Genomic DNA, 17,570 nt, shown 5'->3' on the forward strand with positions numbered 1-17,570 from the left:
CAGGAGGCATGACCGCCTTCGTCACCGCAGAGACCCGTTCCGGCCGCGTGCGCGGCACCGTCGAGCGGGGTGTGGCCCGGTTCCTGGGCGTGCCCTACGCCGCCCCGCTCGACGGTGCCGGCTGGTTCCTGCCCGCCACGCCGCCGGAGCCGTGGGACGGGGAGCGCGACGCCACGGAGTTCGGGCCGACGGTGCCCAAGGCCGCCTACGACCCCCCGATCAACGAGGTCCTCGCGGACGAGCCGGACTTCCCGGGCGCGGAGTGCCTGAATCTCAATGTCTGGAGCCCGGACATCGCCGGGAGCGCGCCGGTCGTGGTGTGGATCCACGGCGGCGCGTTCCGGGCCGGCACCGCGCGGATCCCCACCTACGACGGTGCCGCCTTCGCCCGGGACGGCCTGGTGTTCGTCTCGATCAACTACCGCCTCGGCGCCCTCGGCTTCCTCGACCTCGGTGACGATCACACCAATGTCGGCCTGCGGGACCAGATCCAGGCGCTGCACTGGGTGCAGGACAACGTCGCCGCGTTCGGCGGAGATCCGTCGCGAGTGACGATCATGGGTGAGTCCGCGGGTGCGATGAGCGTGGCGTCGTTGCTGAGTTCGCCTCTGGCGCACGGGTTGTTCACCCAGGTGATCCTGGAGAGCGGTGCCGGGCACCACGGCCTGCGCCGCAGTACCGCGCAGACGGTCGCTCGCGCGCTCGCCGCGAAGCTCGGCGTCGAACCCACCCGGGAGGCGCTCGGCGCCGTGCCGATCCTCGACGTGGTGGCCGCCTCCAAGGCTCTCTCCGCGGAGATCGCCGCTCAGCCCGATCCCGGCCGCTGGGGCGAGGTCGTCGCCGACACCATGGCGTGGGAGCCCACCGTGGGGGACGATGTGCTGCCGGTGCTCCCGATCGAGTCCCTCCGCGGCGGAACCGGTTCCGGTGTCCGGATGCTGATCGGGCGGAACCTCGAGGAGGGGCGTCTGTTCATCGTCCCCGGTGGCGTGATCGATCACGTTCCCGAACCCGCGGCGCTCGGCGCTGCCGCGCTCTACGGCTTCCCCGATCCCCGGGCGGCCGTCGAGGCCTACCGGGCCCGCGGGGCGCGGACGCCCGGCGAGCTGTTCATGCTGCTGCTCGAGGACCGCACCTTCACCGTGCCGGCCAACCGCCTTGCAGAGGCGCGGGACGGCGCACCGTCGGACACCTTCGTGTACCGCTTCGACTTCCGGTCCACGGCGCTGCAGGGGAGGCTCGGCGCGACGCACGCCGTCGAACTGCCCTTCGTGTTCGACACGCTGCAGCGGGCCTCGGCGACGGCTCTCACGGGACCGAATCCGCCGCAGGCGCTCGCCGACGAGATGCACGGCGCCTGGGTGCGCTTCGCGCGCGGCGAGGATCCGGGATGGGCGCCGTACGCGGACGGTCGCCAGGTGCGGGTGTTCGGCGGCGATGGGCCGCTCGAGGTCGACCCGGATGCGGCGATCATGGCGGTGTGGGAGGGCGTGCGCTGACCTGTACCGGCTCGAGCGCTACTGCGTGGGCCGGAACATCGGGATGAGATCCGGGCCGCCGGGCAACCGGATCGGCGCGAGGGGCTCGAACCCGAAGCGCCGGTACAGCGGCACGTTGCGCGGATTGCTCGACTCCAGGTAGGCCGGCCCCGAGACCTTGTCGAGGCCGTGGCGCAACAGTGCGGAACCGATCCCGTGGCCCGGGGTCACCGCGCCCAGCGAGGCGAGGTACCAGTGCGGTTCCGTCGGTCTGCGCTCCTCGAGCGCGTGCACCAGCCGCGCCCCGCGGCGCAGCCCGGTGGTGATCCCGCCGATCAGGACGGGCAGCGACGCGACCTGGCGCGCCATGGGCGGCTCGTAGCCGGGCGGGTCCCAGTACGCCGCGCCGACGGGGACGGCACCGTCGAACAGGAGATGGCCGGTGCCGGGTGCCCCGTGGGCGGCGATGTAGATCCCGGCGAAGACCGCCGCGTCGCGACCACGGCGCGGCTGGACCCACCGCAGTACCGGATCGTCGGCGAACGCGCGGGCGAGCACCCCGAACGACGCCCGCAGCGTGCGCCGGGTGACGTCCTCGATACGGTGTCCGGTGAGTGGATCCATACCTCCGACGGTACGCCCGCCGGGCGGATCAGTACGGGGCCGAGCGCATCGGTCCGGGCGTGTACCAGCCGCTGCGCGTCGTCGAGCCGATCTCCAGCTGCGCGGGCTCCGCGGGCGTCCATGGCGTGAACTTCGTCAACGTGCCCCAGTCCATGGCCCACTTGCCCCGTAGATAGGTCGGAACGACCTGCTCGTGGTACACCGCATCGGTGACGCCGAGCGGGCCGCCCGTCTTCCATCCCTGCCACGTGTTCGACGTGTTGATGGTCGCGAGGTAGTCGGGTGAGATGCGGTACTCGGGGCGCTCGAAGACGCCGTTGATCGCCCGCACCTGGTGCTGGCACGGGAACGCGAAGGCCACCATGAAGTCCAGCGAGACCACCGTGTCCCGGCCCAGGAACTCCTGCGCCGTCTTCATGGCCGGCAGGCGCGGCGGAGTCAGCACGACGGGGTCCGGCGACGGCACCCGGTCGTCGATCACCACGCGCACGGTATCGGTGCCCCGGGGCAGATCGGCGGTGGGGAATCGCAGGTTCCGCCAGTTGTTGTTGGTCCACGCGTCGATCGGATCCATCCGCCCCAGCGGCTGCACCGTTCCGTTCGCCGAGCGGTGCCCGGCCTCCAGGTAGAGGGTGCGGCCGTCCCGCTTGATCCCGTTCAACCCGGTCGCGGAGACGGGACCCGCGACGGACAGCGTGATCAGCGGTGTGCGATCGGTGACGGTGCCGAGCGTGTACCAGTCGGTGGTGAGGTTCGCCAGGCCCGTGGCGCCGCCGGACCCGAGGACCGGCGTGGTCGCGGGGTTCAGGCCGAACGGGAGCGGCACGCCATCGGTCCGGTAATCCGGATCGCGCTTGCCGCCCACCGTCTCCGGCACGTCCTGGTTGGTGGCATCGGTGTTGTGGCCGGGGTTCGACAGCACTGGTGACACCCAACTCGGGACGCCCGTGGGGGTGAACCCCGACGACCGGCCGGCGAGCGCCTGCGCGGCGGTGGGCACGGAACCGTCGGGTCGCGGAGCGGGCCTGAGCTGGCCGGCGTTCGGGTCGCCCTCGACGAGGACGTAGTCCGCCATCGAGCACGTATCACCCTGTAGCGCACGGGTGTTGGATGCCGTCCAGGAGAAGCTCCCGCGCTGGGTGTAGGCGCCCTTCGCCATCGTGCCGATGTCGAGCAGCACCATGAGCATGGTGAGGATCGCCAGCGTGGGGATAGCGCGGCCGCCGGGCCTCGTCGGCTCCGGTGCGTAGTCGCGGCGGTAGTGCAGCCACAGCCCGTACAGCGCGGTGAGGATCGCCGCGGCGAAGAACACCCAGGAGAGCTGCAGCCCGAACAGCTGCGGCGGCATGGTGTTCCACGGAATGCCGTAGGTGCCCACCCAGTAGTAGCCGATGCGGGCGGCGAACGAGATCCCGACGATGAACAGCGCCGCGGCGGCGAAGAACACGCGATTGCGCTTGGAGCGCATCATCGGCGTCATCGTGAGCGTGGCCGCGACGGCCGCGATGCCGGCCGCGTAGCCGGCGAACAGGCCGAGGTGGTGCGTCCACTTGGTGGGGGTGAAGGCGAGCAGCACGATCGTCGCGAAGAAGACGGCCATGAGCCGCCACACCGGGCCCGACGCGATGCCCGCAGGGCGCTTGCGGCGCAGCATGAACACGAGAACGGTGAGCAGGCACAGGAAGGCCGTCAGCACGCCGATGCGGCGCACCAGCGAGCCGTCCTCGGTCTCGAGCATCAGGTAGTAGTAGCGGACGCCCTCCTCGTACCACTGCAGTGTCGGGCCGGTGACCCCCTTGACCGAGATCGCCTCGCGCAGAGAGGCGTAGGTGGGGCTGAAGAAGGCGTAGAACAGGTACGCCGTGCCCGAGGCGAGGATCGGCGCGACCAGCGGAAGCAGCCCGTCCCGCTTGCGGCGCTTGACGATGCGCGTGACGATCTGCCGGGACGCGGCGAGCAGCGCCGCCACGGCGATCAGGCCGCCCGGCGCCGCGCCCAGGCTCAGCGCGGCGCAGGGCACCGCGATGGCCACCGGGAGCAGTCGACCGGTGGCGATGGTGCGCTCCACCGAGACCCAGGTGAGCAGCGAGAAGAACACCACCGCGGGCTCGGGCCGCAGGCCGTTGTTGAGCGGCAGCCAGATCAGCAGGAAGCCGCCCGCGCCCGCCCACATCGCGGCGGGGTTGTTGCGCACGGCGCGGCCGAGCCGCGGAATCATCTCGCGGGAGATGACCAGCCAGGTCAGCAGGCCCATCACGAGGCCGGGGAGCCGCATGGCCGGTGCCGCGGTGGTGACATGCGAGATCAGCGTGAACAGGTAGTCGTTCCAGCCGAACGGGTTCTCCGGCACGCCGAAGCTCCGGAAGTAGTTGATCATGTAGCCGCTGTGACCGGCCTGCGTTGCCATCGTCAGCTGGTAGCCGTCGTCGGACGTGTTCGGCCCGATCAACCACCAGATGCCGAGCGCCGCGATCACGGTGAAGTCCACCGGACGGGGGCGCAGCCAACCCGGTGGCATGATCCGGACGTGACCGCGGCCGTCGCGCAGATCGAGGAAGCCCAGCGCCACGAGCGACAGGATCGTCGACGCGATGCCCACGAAGATCGCGATCAGCTTCAGTGTGGACGGCGACGTGTTGAACCGCGTGTCCACCTGGGTCGTGACATCGATGCCGGCGACCGGGGTGGACGCCGGCAGATCGGTGTAGAAGCCGGTGATCTGCGGCCGCAGATTCGGGTCGGCGACGGTGTTGGACAGCTGGTTCGAGGTCTGCGCGCCCGCGGGCATATCGGTGAACCGCGCGATCGTCGATTCGGGCGTCGAGACGAATCCGATGGCGCAGCCCGCGCCGGCGCGGGCGACATCCGCCCGGCTCGCGGTCGCGAGGGCCACGTCGCGGTCGGCGACGATGACGTCCTTCGCGTCCGCGCGGATCACCAGCCCCTGCCGGCCGGACCGCGGACCGTCTTCCGGCAGTGTGCGCAGGAGCGTCCCGCCCTGCGCGGGTAGTTCGTTCACCAGAGAGCACGGCAGTGACACGTCGAGCCGGACCGGTGTGTACGAGACCAGCGGCGCGTCGATATCGCTCACGCGGCCGTTCTGCGGCCAGTGCACCGCGGTGGTCGTCTCCTTCACCGGCAGGAAGGGGATCAGGATCGCCAGGACGAATCCCAGTACGCCCGCGACCGCGGCGACGATGCGCCAGGTCCCGTAGCGGCGCTCCGGCGGGACGGTCGAGTTCTCGCTTGTCATGAGACGTTCCTAGTTCTTCACGGTCTGGTTCGTCAGCGCCCGGATCGGGCCCTGGCGCCACCAACCGGATCGCGTCCGACTGCCGATCGTCAGGGCGGCCGCGGGGGCGTCGTCGGCGATGGGCGTGTACTTCTGCAGGTCACCCCAGTCGCGGGCGAGGTCGCCGGCCATGTACGTGGGCAGGGTCGTCGTGCTCAGGAGCGTGTCGGGCACCGTCAGTGGGCCTCCGGCCTCGCGCGCCTGCCACGTTGACGACGTCGACAGAGCGTCCTTGCGCGTCGGCAGGATGCGCCACTTCGGGAGCTCATACACACCGTGTCGGATCGCCATCGGGCGCTGGCACGGGAACTGTTGGCCCACGAGCAGATCCAGCAGCACCGGGTCCGAACTGCCGACGACCTCCTGGAGCGTGCGCAGCCGCGGCACGCGCGGCGGCGTCACGGCCACCCAGTCCTGCGCGCCGAGGTTCGGGTCGCGCACGTGGATGCGGACGACGTTCGCGGCAGCCGGGATGTCCGCCATCGGGAATCGCAGATTGCGCCAGGGCTTGTTCGGCCCGGGATCGATCGGATCCAGCGATCCGCGGGCGCCGAGCGAGCCGTCCGCGCGGCGCTCCGCCCACTCCAGATTCACCGGCTGGCCGTACTCCTTCTTGCCCGTCGGGCCGACCGACGCGATCGAGCCCGACGCCGCGAACGAGACCAGCGGCCGGTCCGCGGAGCGCGACGGGAGCGTGTACCAGTCGCTGAACAGCTCGGCGGGCACGGTGTTCTGCCCGTAGGAGCCGACCACCGGGGTGCGCGCGGGGTCCAGGCCGTAGGGGAGTGCGGCCGTGCTGCCGTTGATGGTCTTCGGGCCCTGGCCGCCGCCGGTCCCGGCGGTCGCCGCGGTGGAGGTGAAGGGCTGCGTGATCGGCGATGCCATGTTGATCTGGCCCGGCGCGGAGCTGATCGGGAGCGGCTTGAGCTCGTTCGCGACACCGTCGGGCGTGAATCCGTGCGATCCCGCCCCGACGAGCGCCTGTGCGGCGGGGCGGCCGTCGGCGGAGGTCAGCATGTCGGCGTTGGGCTCGGTCTCCACGAGGACCTTGTTCGCCATGCCGCAGCTGTCGCCGCGCAGCGCGTCGAGATCGCCCTTCGCGACGGTGTACGTCGACGGATTGGAGACCATCGCCTTGGCGAAGATCGCACCCTCGCCGAGGACGAGCATGCCGAGCACGACGACCAGCGGCAGCGAGGCCAGCTGCAGGCGCCGGCGGCTGCGCACCGCCTGGTCGTGATCTGCGCGGGTGTGGGTGGCGAGATCGGCATCCTCGAGCGCGGCATCGTCGACGGTGCCGTCCTCGACCAGGCCGCCCTCGCCACGCCGGCGGAAGTCCATCCGGAAGTGCTGCCACGCCGCCAGTGCCCCGGTCAGGCCCGCCAGGATCAGCAGCGCCCCGCTGAAGGTGATGCCGGCGAGCTCCGGCTGGCGGTCGAACCAGGGCACGCCCCACAGGTACGGCCACGCCCACAGGTTGTACCCGGCGAAGGCCGCGGCCAGCGCGAAGATCATGCCGCAGAGGAAGAAGGTGAAGTTCCGGACGGAGGTGCGCGCGGCCTCGACCACGGCCACCGTCGTCACCGCGGCGAGGGCGGCGGCGAGCCCGGCGTACACCCCGAAGTGAACCGTCCACTTGGTGGGCGTGAGAGACAGCAGCGCCGCGCCGATGAACACCGCGCCGACGAGGCGCCACACGGGGCCCGGCGCGATGCGCGGGATGCGCCTGCCGCGCAGCATCATGAACAGTGCCACGAACAGGCACATGACGAAGAGGTAGACCGGCACGCGGCGGACCAGCGAGCCGTCGTTGGTGTTCACCGTGAGGAAGAAGAAGCGCAGGTACTCCTGCGTCCACGGCGCGGCCGGGCCCACCTCGAGGCGGATGCGGATGGCCTCTGCTACCGAAGCGAGCGACTGGTCGCGGAAAGCGATCGGCACGATCACCGCGCCTGCCGCGACGATCGGCAGGACGAGCGCCGTGAGGCCGGCCTCGCGCCGCCGGGCGATCAGGACCCGTAGCACCGCGGCCGACGAGGCCAGCAGCAACGCTGCGGCGATGACGCCCTGCGGCGCGAGGCCCAGCGTGAGGCCCGTCGCCAGGGTCGCGATCGCGGCCGGCAGCGCGCGGTGTGTTGCGACGGCCCGCTCCACGGCGGCCCAGGTGACGATCGTGCCGAGCACGATGATCGGCTCCGAGCGCAGGCCCGACGCGAGCGGGAACCAGAACGCCAGCAGCATCGCGGCGGCCGCCCACACGGCCAGCGGGTAGCGCCGGACCGCCGGGCCGAGGCGGGGCAGCAGCACGCGGCTGAGCAGCAGCCAGACGACGGCGCCCGCGGCGAGCATCGGCAGCCGCATCCAGAGGGCGTTCGACGAGACCGATCCCCAGTGCGAGAGGAACGAGTAGTACCAGTCGAAGGGCGCTTCCGGGGCGCCGAAGAAGCGGTAGTAGTTCGCGGTGTAACCGGCCTCGGGGGCCACCTTGCCCATCGACAGGATGTAGCCGTCGTCGGAGCTCCCGGCGCCCAAGAAAGTCCACAGAAGGAGGCCGCCGATCACGGCCACGTCGACCGGGCGGGGCCGGACGAGCTGCCACAGCGAGCGGCGCGGGGTCCGGCGGTGGTAGCCGAAGCTCCGGTCCAGGAGCCACAGCGCGACCAGAGAGGCGATCACGCACAGCAGGCCGACCGTCATCGCAACGGCCTTGAGGGGCGCGGGATGCAGCTCGAACCGGGTGTCGACCTCGGCGTGCAGGCGCAGGCCGGGGCCGGCCGCGGCGACGTCCGCCGGGCTCAGCGAGGTGAACACACCGCCCATCACGGGCCGGTGCTCGGTCGGAACGGTGCCGGCGATGTCGGTGCCGTCGAACCGCGCCCCCACCTCGGTGGGGTTCGACCAGACCCGGAGCTGCGAGCACGCGCGCGCCCGGTCGATCAGGGCGGCGGTGATCACGGTGTTGCGGGAGGCCACCGTCACCGATTGTCCGGGACCGGGGGCCCCGACGGTGACCGTCAGCCCCAGGTCACGGGCCGGGCCGGTGCCGACGGGCAGCGTCGAGAGCACAGTGCCGCCGGACTGTGCGGCGCGCGCGATCACCGAGCACGGCACCGTCGCCGTGAGGTCCGCGGGGGACTGCGAGACGAGGGAGGCGGTCGTGTTCGCGCTCTGCGCGGCGGGCTGCAGCTGCGGCCAGTCCAGCGAGGCGGTGGTCTGCTGGACGGGCAGGAGGGGGGTCAGCAGGCACAGCAGCAGGCCGACAGCGCCGGCGACGACCGCGGCGATGCGGGCGACGGCGATGCCGCGAGGGCCATCGCCGACGGTGGGCCGCTGCGCGGGCTCCGACTCGGAGCGGGACGTAGGCACGGGCACGGGTGCTCATGGTATTCGAGTCGGCCGTGAGAACCGATTCGCCCGCCGGTGTTCGGCCCGTCGCTTACCGGATTCTCAGTCGGTGCGATGCCGCAGGTCAGGAAACGCGGTCAGGAATCCGTCTTGTCCTTGCGGATCGGCGCCTCGACGTGCGTCCCCCAGACGGTGCGAGTCCCCAGTGTGAGATCCGCCGCACGAGCCTGCGAGTACGGCACGAGCCGCATCACGTCGCCGAAGTCCTGTCCCAGGTCCCCCCGGAGGTAGGCGGGGACCTTCTCCTGCTGGAGCAGCATCTGGGTCCACCCGAGCGGGCCGCCGCCGAGGGTGCCCTCCCACTCCGTGGTCACCGGCGACAGGTTCTGGTCCGGCGTGATCCGCCACTGCGGCACCTCGGCGACCCCGTTGCGGTGGGTGAACGGGCGCTGGCACGGGAACGCCAGCCCCGATGTCCAGTCCAGCAGCACCGGCTCGGTGGAGCCGATCAGTTGCTGCGCGGTGACGAGCTTGGACACCCGCGGCGGCGTCACCGCCAGCCAGTGGTCGATGGCCAGGTCGTCGTCGACGGCGACCACCCGGATCGCCGTGACATCGGCGGGGAGGTCGGTGCGCGGGAGCCGCAGGTTCCGCCAGGCGGGCTTGGGACCGATGTCGATGAGGGCCTTCTTCCCGGTGACCTTCGGTTGCGCGCCCGGCCCGGTGGGATCGGTCGTGTACTCGAGGTACAGCTCGTCGTCGGTGAAGCGGCCGGCCGCGGACAGGGTGATCAGCGACTGATCCGCAGCGGCGGACGGCAGCGGGTACCACTTCGAGACGATCTTCGCCATCGACTGCGACTCCTGTGAGTACGAGCCCAGAACCGGGGTCCGCGCAGGGTCCAGGCCGTAGGGCAGCCGCATGTGCGAGCCGTTGATCCCGGCGGTCGCCGTGCGACCCGAGGTCGTGTCCTGGGGGAGTCGCGCCATCGCGTCGAGCGAGGTGCTGGAGTCGTCGGTGTTCGAGCTGGTGGTGGCGTTGATGATGGTGGGCACCCCGTCGGGCGAGACACCGGTGGTGCCGGGCCCGGCAAGCCCGTCCCGCGTGTTCCCGTCCAGCGGGAGCAGCAGGCCGGACGTGGGGTCCGGCTCGGTGAGCACGAAGTCGGCGAGGTTGCACTCCTTGCCAGCGAGGGCCTGCAGGTTCGCCTTGCCGTTGGAGAAGGACGAGAACTGCGTGAGCGTCGTCGTCGCCACCATCGAGCCGATGCACAACACGACGACCGCACCCGCGGCCCAGGTGAGCGGCGACTGCCGGCCGGCGACGCCGATGGCGCGTCGCACGAGACCCGGCACCGGCGCGGGCTGGGGCTCGTGGAAGTGGATCCAGCCCGCGGCCAGCACGGACACACCGCACCCCGCGAAGAAGATCCCGCCGAGCGCGAGCACCGTCGACTCCCCCCAGGGCACGCCGTAGTTGCTGGCGTACCACCAGCCGTTCGGGCCGCTGAAGGACAGCCCCAGGACGAGGAAGACCGCGGCCGCGGTGAGTGCGCGGTTGCGGGGGCTCCGCATCGCCGCCGGCGCGATGGCGATCGCCGTCACGGCCGCGAGCGCGCCCGCGAGCCCGGCGAACGCGCCGAACTGGTGCGTCCACTTGGTCGGGGTGAACATCAGCAGCAGCAGGCCGCCGAAGGTGACCGCGAGGAGGCGTCGGCCGGGGCCGAGGCTCGCGCCCGGAATGCGGCCCTTGCGCAGCAGCACCGCGCCCGCGAGCAGCAGGCAGAGGACGGTGACGAGGACCGCGAACCGTCGGGCGACGCCGCCGTCGGCCGTGAACGTGAACAGGGCCGAGTACCGGTCGATCTCGTTGTACCACTTCTTGGTGTCGACGACGGTGCCCACGGCGGACTGCATGAAGGTCTTGGCCACGAAGGCCGAAGCGGTGAGTTTGGAGAAGATGATGGGCACCAGGAGGACGCCGCCCGCCAGCACGGGCGCCACGTACGCCGTGACCACGAGGCGGCGGTCGAGCCGGCCGCTGCGGGCCTGCGCGAGGATGCGCCGACCCACCGGGCGTACCCCGGCGAGCAGCGCCGCGACCGTCATGACGCCCGTCGGACCGGCGGCGACGGTCCAGCCCGCGATGCCGGCGGCGGCGGCGAAGGGCAGCACCCGGCCGGTGGCGATCGCCCGCTCGACCGAGCACCACGTCAGTAGCGCGCCCAGCGCGATGACGGGTTCCGGACGCAGGCCGTTGTTGAAGGCGAACCAGTACACCAGGAACACGCCGCCGGCGGCCCACAGCGCGAACCGCGACCGCGCCGCGCGGCCGAGGCGCGGGACGACCTCTCGGCTGACGATGAGCCAGGTCGCGATGCCGCAGATCAGGGCGGGCAGCCGGACCCAGGGACTCGCCGTCGAGAAGTGCGCGAGCCACGCGAAGGCCTGGTAGTACCAGCCGAACGGGGTCTCCGGCGCGCCGTACCAGCGGTAGTAGTTGGCCGTGTAGCCCGCCTCGCTCGCCGTCCTCGCCATCGTCAGGATGTAGCCGTCGTCGGAGGTGTTCGCGCCGATCACGTGCCAGGTCACGAGCAGGGCGATGACGGTGCTGTCGATCCTGGTGGGCCGCCACCAGCCGTCCGGCAGGACCCGACGGTGCCGTCGGCCGTCCGCGGCGACGTCCAGCCGGTGCAGCGCGACCAGGCTCGCCAGGATCAGCGCGACGGCGAGCACGATCACCACCCACCGGGCGGGGGTGGGCACCGTCGAGTAGCGGGTGTCGATGTCCGCGTGAAATTGAATTCTCGTGGCGTCGGCGACCGCGCCGTGCAGGCTCGTGAACACGCCGACGATCTGCGGGCGGTAGTCGAAGCCGTTGTCCTTGCTGCCGCGGATCGGTTGTCCGTCCGGTCCCTTGATCCCCGCGACCTCGGCCTTCACCGTCTTCGAATCACCCATGAAGACGACAGCGCCGCAGTTCGGCGCGGCGAGCGCCGCCACGTCGACGGTCAGCAGGGGGGTGTTGCGGACCACCACCTCCAGTAGGCGACGCTGGTCCGGCAGTGTGTTGACCGCGATGGAGAGGCCCCGTCGAAGAGTGTCCGGCGAGTCGACGGGGCCGGTCGCGACCAGGGTGCCGGTCCCGCCGGGCAGCTCGGCCGCCGCGGCGCAGGGCACCGAGACGGTGACCCGATCAGGGACGTAGGAGACGAGTGGCGCGGCCACCGAGTCCAGGGAGCCGCTCTGCGGCCAATCGAGGGCCGCGGTGGTCTGCTGCACCGGCATGAACGGCGTGAGCAGCGCGAACAGCACGCCGAGGACGCCGGTGATCGCGGCGGTCCGGGCTGTCGTACGGGCCGCGCGGGCCGGGGCGGACGGTTCGGGCACTCCGCGAGTCTAGACGCCCGCGACCTCGTGGATTCTCAGTGACGGATCACTACCGACCGCTTGGTGTACAACGAACCGGCGAACCGACGTATCGTTTCGTGCATGAGGGGATCCGACCGACCGACGAGGGCCGTGCGCTCCGTCGTGCGTGCGGTCACCCCGTCGTCCGGTTCGGGCCCCGTCACCATCGCCGAGGTGGTCGCCGCCTACGCCGACCACCTGGGTCGACGGATCGACGTGCAGCGGATGACGATGCCGGTCGGGGTGTTCGGCATGTGGTTGCGGTCGGACGAGCGCGACCTGCTGGTCGTATCGACGGGCGTCGCGACGTTCGAGCAGACCCTGGCCCACGAGCTCGGGCACCTCGTACTGGGCCACGACGCGGGCTGCTCCGCCGATCCGGACAGTGGCCGGGCCGCCAAGCGCGAGGAGGAGGCGGAGTCCTTCGCGACGCTGCTGGTACGCCGCGTCAAGGCGGGACACACGCTCACCCGCGTCGACTCCGTGGTCGACGAGCTGCTCGGATGATCGCCTCGCTCGTCGCGCCGATCCTCTGGCTCGGCGCGCTGGAGAGGTTCAGCAGGTGGCGGACCAACCGGAATTCCCCCGCCGGCGGGGCCCTTCTGACCGCGATCGCGCTGGCGGTGATGGTCACCATCGACACGCCCGTCGTCCGGGGCTGGATGATCGGCGGGGGGATCGACGAGCTGGAAATGGTCACGATTCAGCGGATGCTGCTGCTCGTGGCCTGCTTGGGCGCGCTCGTGTTCGCGTTCGCGCTCGACGGGGTGCTCACCCGCGCCAGGATCACGGCGTGGGCGCTGCCGCTCGTCGTCGTCGGAGTGGTGATCGGTACGGGGAGCGTGCTGGGCCGCCTCGGGGATCCGACGGGGCTCGGCTTCGGCCGGGAGTTCGGTCTCGCGGTCGAGACCGCGCTCGTCTACACGTGCCTGGGGGTGACCTCGTTGATCGTGGCGGTCGCCGCGTGGCGGGTGTCCAAGCGCACCCGTGTCCATCGCCTCCAGCTGCGGATCCTGGCATTGGGCGGCGTGATCCTGGCGGTGGTGGCGGTCGCGAACGTGATCGCGGGCGGATTCCTGCTGCAACGGGTGCAGGTGGGCGTGTGGGTGCTCCGGCTCAACCGGTTCATGCTCGACGCCGGCTTCGCGAGTTGGACGCTGGTGCTGATGGCCTCGTGGCTGGCGTCCATGCTCATCGCCGCCCGGGAGTGGTTACGGTTCCGTTCGGCCTACGAGCAGGTCACCGACCTGTTCCCGGACCTCGAGGCGGTGGTGCGTCCCGGCGGTGGATGGATCGAGACGGCCGAGGCGCGGGCGGTCGTCGTGCTCGACGGCTGGGCGATGCTCGCGAGCCCCGGCGCCGGCATGCTCGCGGACGCGGCCCCGTCCGAGCGGGCCGCCGCGGTGGCCCGCTGGCTGGACCGGACTGCGCCCTACGGTTCGGTGCACGCGGTCGATCTCGAGCCACCGTCGGGCTGGCGGACGGCACGCTGGACCGCCGCAGTGACGAAAAGGACCCAGCACACCCCATCGCCCCTGTTGGAGCGGGTGCGCTGAGCCCTCGATGCCGGGAACGACCTAGCCGGCCGTGCCCTCCGTTCCGTCTTCCGCCTCGAGCTCTGCGAGCAGGCCGGTGAGCGCAGCACGACGGTCCGCCGACAGCTTGGTCGAGCGACGCGCCATCTCGAGCATCCCCGACTCGCGGAGCTCCCGCGTCAGTTCGAGGTCGGCGAGGATCTCGCGCTCGTACAGCGGGTCGGAGAAGTACTCCGCGCGCACGCCGAAGGTCTGCGCGATCGACGCGACCATGTCGTACGCGGGGCGCGAGCTCCGGCCCGAGCGCAGCTGCGACAGGTACGGCACCGACAGCTTGCCGCCGCCCTCCTCGACCATCCTGCAGAACTCCGAGGAGGTGTAGGGCCCTCGGTCTGCGGGGTGTACGACTTCGAAAAGTCGGTTCAATTTGGCCGCGAATGTAGTCATCAGGCCCTCCCTTCCAGATTGCGAATACGTCGAACATTACATGATCCACGGGTCGGATGCGCACACCGTGGGACAACGATCTCAATTCCGAAGTGCTCGGGACGACTAGGCTCTCAGCTCATGGGACCTCGCATTCTGGTGCTCAACGGACCGAACCTGAACATGCTGGGAGTGCGCCAGCCGGAGGTGTACGGGAAGAATTCGTACGCCGATGTCGTGGATCTTTGCACGCGCACGGCCACGGCCCGTGGCGCCGAGGTCGATGTCCGGCAGACCAACGACGAGGCGGAGCTGATCGGCTGGATCCACGACGTCGCGCGGAACCGCGACTTCGCTGCGATCGTGATCAATCCCGCGGCGTGGACGCACACCTCCGTCGCGGTCGCCGATGCGCTGGTGATTCCCGAGGTCCCCGTCGTCGAGGTGCACATCTCCAACGTCCACGCCCGCGAGTCCTTCCGGCACCACTCCTATGTCTCGCCGATCGCGTCCGGCGTGATCGCGGGGTTCGGACTGGCCGGCTACGGCTACGCCGTGGACCGCGCGGTCGACCTGTCCGCGTAGCGGAGCTCGTTCACGGGGCGGTCCCGGGCCGACGGTGCCCGGTTCAGTCCGGTGCGGCGACGCGGGCGCGCAGGCCGTCGACGATGAGGTCGACACCGCCCGCGAAGGCGCGGTCGGTCGCGGTCCGGTCCAGCTCGCCCGCGGCGGCGCCCGCGAGGGCCATTGCCTCGCGGGTCTGCTCCTCGAAGGTGAAGCCGACGACGAAGTGGGTGAGGGCCAGCGCGACGGCGTTCGCGTCCGCCGCGCCGGCGCCCGCGGAGACCGCGATCTCGGCGATCTGCGACTGCAGGTTGCTGGCGCCCAGTTGCGAGGCCAGCGATGCGGACACGACCTCGGCGCCGTCGCGGTGCTTGCGCAGGACGGACCGCAGGGCGTGTGCGTAGCCGGTCAGCTGACGGTCCCACCGCATCCGCGACTTGGAGGCGGCGGCCGCCAGCGACGGGTCGGCGAGGATGGTGTCGGCGATGCCGGCGAGGAGCGACTGCTTGTTGGGGATGTGCCAGTAGAGTGCGCCCGGCGCGACGCCCAGATCGGCCGCCACCCGACGCATCGTCAGGTCCGGCAGTCCCGACCGGTCGAGGACGCCGATCGCGGAGGTCAGCACGTCCGATCGGTTGATGGCCACGGACTTGACTCTAGCCGAGCGCCCCGATACTTCTTGAACCGTGTTCAACGCCGCCACCTATCGCGCCACGCCGCGCGACCTCGCCCTGATCGCCGTTTTCACCGCCCTCACCGCGGTCCTGGCGATGCCCACCGTGACGATCAGCGGCATCGCGCCCATCACCCTGCAGACGCTGGGGTTCATGCTCGCGGCCTCGCTCCTCGGATTTCCCTGGGGCGGCGCATCGGTGGCGCTGTACGTGCTGCTCATCGTGGTCGGCCTGCCCATCGGCGCCGGCGGCCGGGGCGGGCTCGCCGTGCTCACCGGACCGACCGGCGGCTTCCTGATCGGCGGCATCGTCGGGGCCCTGGTGACGGGGTGGCTCGTCGACACGTGGGGCCGCACCAACCCGATCCTGATCGGTATCGCGAACGTCATCGGACTCATGGTGATCGTCTACGCCGTCGGCCTGCCCTGGCTCGGGTGGCGCACCGGCTCGGGCCTGTTCGCCAAGCTCACGCTGGGGTTCCAGTTCGTGCCCGGCGACCTGATCAAGGTCGTCATCACCGCGCTGGTCGTGGTCACCGTGGTGCGGGCCTACCCGGCCATCGCGAGGCGGGCGCCCGGCCGACGATGATCCGCCTCGACGACGTCCACCACGCCTTCGACGACCGCCCGGTGCTCAGGGGCATCACCGCGGTGCTGTCGGAGCGGCGGATCGGCATCATCGGCGCCAACGGCTCCGGCAAGTCGACGCTGGCCCGCACCTTCAACGGCCTCGTCGTCCCCGATCGCGGCACCGTCGAGACCCTGGGCCTGGACGTCCGCGCGAAGCGGTCCGAGGTGCGCCGGAAGGTGGGCTTCATGTTCGCCGACGCGTCCGCGCAGATCGTCATGCCCACGCCCGCCGAGGACGTCGCCCTGTCCCTGCGCCCGCCGGGTCGCTCCCGGCGCCGTGGCCCCGACGGTGCCGAGGTCTCGCGTCGCGCTGCGGAGATCCTCGGCGAGTTCGGCCTGGCCGACCATCTCGACGCGCCGGCGCAACTGCTCAGCTCCGGACAGAAGCAGATGCTCGCCTTCGCCTCGGTGCTGGTCACCGAGCCGGAGATCCTCGTGTGCGACGAGCCCACGACGTTGCTCGACCTGCGCAACGTACTCAAGGTCCGGGACCGGCTCGCCGCGCTGGAACAGCAGGTGATCCTCCTGACGCATCACCTGGGCATGCTCGAGGACTTCGACCGTGTGCTCGTCATGGACGACGGTGCCGTGGTCCACGACGCGGCCCCCGCCGACGCGATCGCCTTCTATCGCGAGCTGGCCGCGCGCTGATGCTGGGCCGCTACGTTCCGCGCGACTCCCCGCTGCACCGCACCCCCGCGGCGGCGAAGCTGCTGGCGATGCTGGCGCTCGTCACGTTCCTGGCCATCGTGCCGCGCCCAGTGCCGCTCGCGGTGTCGGCGGTGGTCGTGGCCGCCCTCTTCCCGCTCGCGCGGCTGCGGCCCGTGCACCTGTGGCGGGCCCTGCGCCCGGCGCTGCTGTTCGCCGTGGTGCTCACCGTCTTCTACCTGGTCAGCCAGGGCGTCGCCGACGGTGCCCGGGCCGCGGTCGGCCCCGTCGGGCAGCTCGTGGTGGGCGTCCTGGCGGGCAACCTGCTCGTCTTCACCACCCGCGCGAGCGACCTCGCGGCGCTCGCGGGGCGGGTCCTCGGCTGGCGCGTGGAACTCCTCGTGGCGCTCACGATCCGTTCCATCCCGACCGTGATCGCCGTCGTCCGGCAGACCCGCGAGGCGGCCTGGGCGCGCGGGCAGCGCGCCTCCCTTGTCCGCGTCCTCCCGACGGTGCTGGTCCGCCTGATCCGCGACGCGGACCTGCTCGGCGAGGCCCTCGCCGCTCGCGGCCTCTAGCCCGTCTCGCCGTCCCAGTCGCCCGGCGAGATCCCCGCATGGACGAGCGTGAGCCGGGACGCGGGAATCGCCGAGGGCACGTAGTAGTGGTTCTGGGGCGAGAGCACGAGGGTCGAGCGATCGACGCCGTGGACGGCCCAGACGTCGACGGGCCCACCGGTGTTGTTCATGCGGACGAACCATCGCACCTCGTGTTCGTCGAGAGCGAGGAAGCAGCCGTCTTGCTCGGGGCGTCGGCTCCCCGCGATGCCGCGCGCGGCACCCATGCGGCGCACGTCGAGGCCGTGGGCCGCGATCGACGCGCGGTTCGTCGTGGAACTGACGTGATGGAGGACGGCGGACTCAGACCCCTGCATGCGTTCAGCAT

Annotated in this window: 14 protein-coding genes; 7 read left to right on the top strand and 7 right to left on the bottom strand. The window is 71.3% G+C overall.

Annotated features, from left to right (window positions below; genetic code table 11):
* Window positions 1–8: 8 nt before the first annotated feature.
* Window positions 9–1,499, top strand: a complete 1,491-nt coding sequence (locus tag ABZX10_RS05310) for a carboxylesterase family protein (RefSeq protein WP_355535343.1) — start codon at window positions 9–11, stop codon at window positions 1,497–1,499.
* A gap of 18 nt (window positions 1,500–1,517) precedes the next feature.
* On the opposite strand, the gene ABZX10_RS05315 is transcribed toward ABZX10_RS05310, so the two are convergent.
* The 4 genes from ABZX10_RS05315 to ABZX10_RS05330 form a co-directional block, all read right to left on the bottom strand.
* Window positions 1,518–2,102, bottom strand: a complete 585-nt coding sequence (locus ABZX10_RS05315) for a GNAT family N-acetyltransferase (RefSeq protein ID WP_355535346.1) — start codon at window positions 2,100–2,102, stop codon at window positions 1,518–1,520.
* 28 nt (window positions 2,103–2,130) lie between these two features.
* On the bottom strand, window positions 2,131–5,355 hold the full coding sequence (locus ABZX10_RS05320; RefSeq protein WP_355535349.1) for an arabinosyltransferase domain-containing protein: 3,225 nt from the start codon (window positions 5,353–5,355) through the stop codon (window positions 2,131–2,133).
* 9 nt (window positions 5,356–5,364) lie between these two features.
* Window positions 5,365–8,766, bottom strand: a complete 3,402-nt coding sequence (locus tag ABZX10_RS05325; protein WP_355535352.1) for an arabinosyltransferase domain-containing protein — start codon at window positions 8,764–8,766, stop codon at window positions 5,365–5,367.
* Between the two features lie 110 nt (window positions 8,767–8,876).
* Window positions 8,877–12,128 (bottom strand): arabinosyltransferase domain-containing protein, encoded by a 3,252-nt coding sequence (locus ABZX10_RS05330; RefSeq protein ID WP_355535355.1) that lies wholly within the window; start codon window positions 12,126–12,128, stop codon window positions 8,877–8,879.
* Window positions 12,129–12,230: 102 nt separating this feature from the next.
* Here ABZX10_RS05330 and ABZX10_RS05335 point away from each other — a divergent pair, with 102 nt between their 5' ends.
* Both ABZX10_RS05335 and ABZX10_RS05340 read left to right on the top strand, forming a co-directional pair.
* Window positions 12,231–12,656, top strand: coding sequence for an ImmA/IrrE family metallo-endopeptidase (locus tag ABZX10_RS05335; protein WP_355535358.1), 426 nt, complete (start codon window positions 12,231–12,233; stop codon window positions 12,654–12,656).
* Entirely contained in the window at window positions 12,653–13,705 is a 1,053-nt protein-coding gene (locus ABZX10_RS05340) for a hypothetical protein (RefSeq protein WP_355535361.1), read from the top strand. Before ABZX10_RS05335 ends, ABZX10_RS05340 begins: the two co-directional genes overlap by 4 nt.
* 21 nt (window positions 13,706–13,726) lie before the next feature.
* Here ABZX10_RS05340 and ABZX10_RS05345 read toward each other — a convergent pair whose 3' ends face one another.
* Window positions 13,727–14,041, bottom strand: coding sequence for a hypothetical protein (locus tag ABZX10_RS05345; RefSeq protein ID WP_355535364.1), 315 nt, complete (start codon window positions 14,039–14,041; stop codon window positions 13,727–13,729).
* Between the two features lie 210 nt (window positions 14,042–14,251).
* Between ABZX10_RS05345 and aroQ the strand changes: the two genes are divergently transcribed.
* Window positions 14,252–14,695: a type II 3-dehydroquinate dehydratase gene (gene aroQ, locus ABZX10_RS05350; RefSeq protein ID WP_355535367.1), complete on the top strand. Its 444-nt coding sequence runs from the start codon at window positions 14,252–14,254 to the stop codon at window positions 14,693–14,695.
* A gap of 43 nt (window positions 14,696–14,738) precedes the next feature.
* Here the strand turns inward: aroQ and ABZX10_RS05355 are convergent, their stop codons facing one another.
* Window positions 14,739–15,320: a TetR/AcrR family transcriptional regulator C-terminal domain-containing protein gene (locus ABZX10_RS05355; protein WP_355535370.1), complete on the bottom strand. Its 582-nt coding sequence runs from the start codon at window positions 15,318–15,320 to the stop codon at window positions 14,739–14,741.
* 40 nt (window positions 15,321–15,360) lie between these two features.
* Here ABZX10_RS05355 and ABZX10_RS05360 point away from each other — a divergent pair, with 40 nt between their 5' ends.
* Genes ABZX10_RS05360 through ABZX10_RS05370 form a run of 3 tightly spaced genes read left to right on the top strand, consistent with a single transcriptional unit; the run spans window position 15,361 to window position 17,203 of the window.
* Complete coding sequence (locus ABZX10_RS05360) at window positions 15,361–15,936, top strand: biotin transporter BioY (protein WP_355535373.1); 576 nt, start codon at window positions 15,361–15,363, stop codon at window positions 15,934–15,936.
* Window positions 15,933–16,628: an ABC transporter ATP-binding protein gene (locus ABZX10_RS05365; RefSeq protein ID WP_355535376.1), complete on the top strand. Its 696-nt coding sequence runs from the start codon at window positions 15,933–15,935 to the stop codon at window positions 16,626–16,628. The genes ABZX10_RS05360 and ABZX10_RS05365 overlap by 4 nt, the downstream gene beginning before the upstream one ends.
* The gene (locus tag ABZX10_RS05370; RefSeq protein WP_355535379.1) at window positions 16,628–17,203 is read left to right on the top strand and encodes an energy-coupling factor transporter transmembrane protein EcfT; all 576 of its coding nucleotides are present in this window, start codon (window positions 16,628–16,630) and stop codon (window positions 17,201–17,203) included. The genes ABZX10_RS05365 and ABZX10_RS05370 overlap by 1 nt, the downstream gene beginning before the upstream one ends.
* Here ABZX10_RS05370 and ABZX10_RS05375 read toward each other — a convergent pair.
* Complete coding sequence (locus tag ABZX10_RS05375) at window positions 17,200–17,559, bottom strand: hypothetical protein (RefSeq protein WP_355535382.1); 360 nt, start codon at window positions 17,557–17,559, stop codon at window positions 17,200–17,202. The two genes, ABZX10_RS05370 and ABZX10_RS05375, sit on opposite strands and share 4 nt — an antisense overlap.
* Window positions 17,560–17,570 lie beyond the last annotated feature (11 nt).

This window comes from Tsukamurella sp. NPDC003166 (assembly GCF_040611135.1).
Lineage (GTDB): Bacteria > Actinomycetota > Actinomycetes > Mycobacteriales > Mycobacteriaceae > Tsukamurella.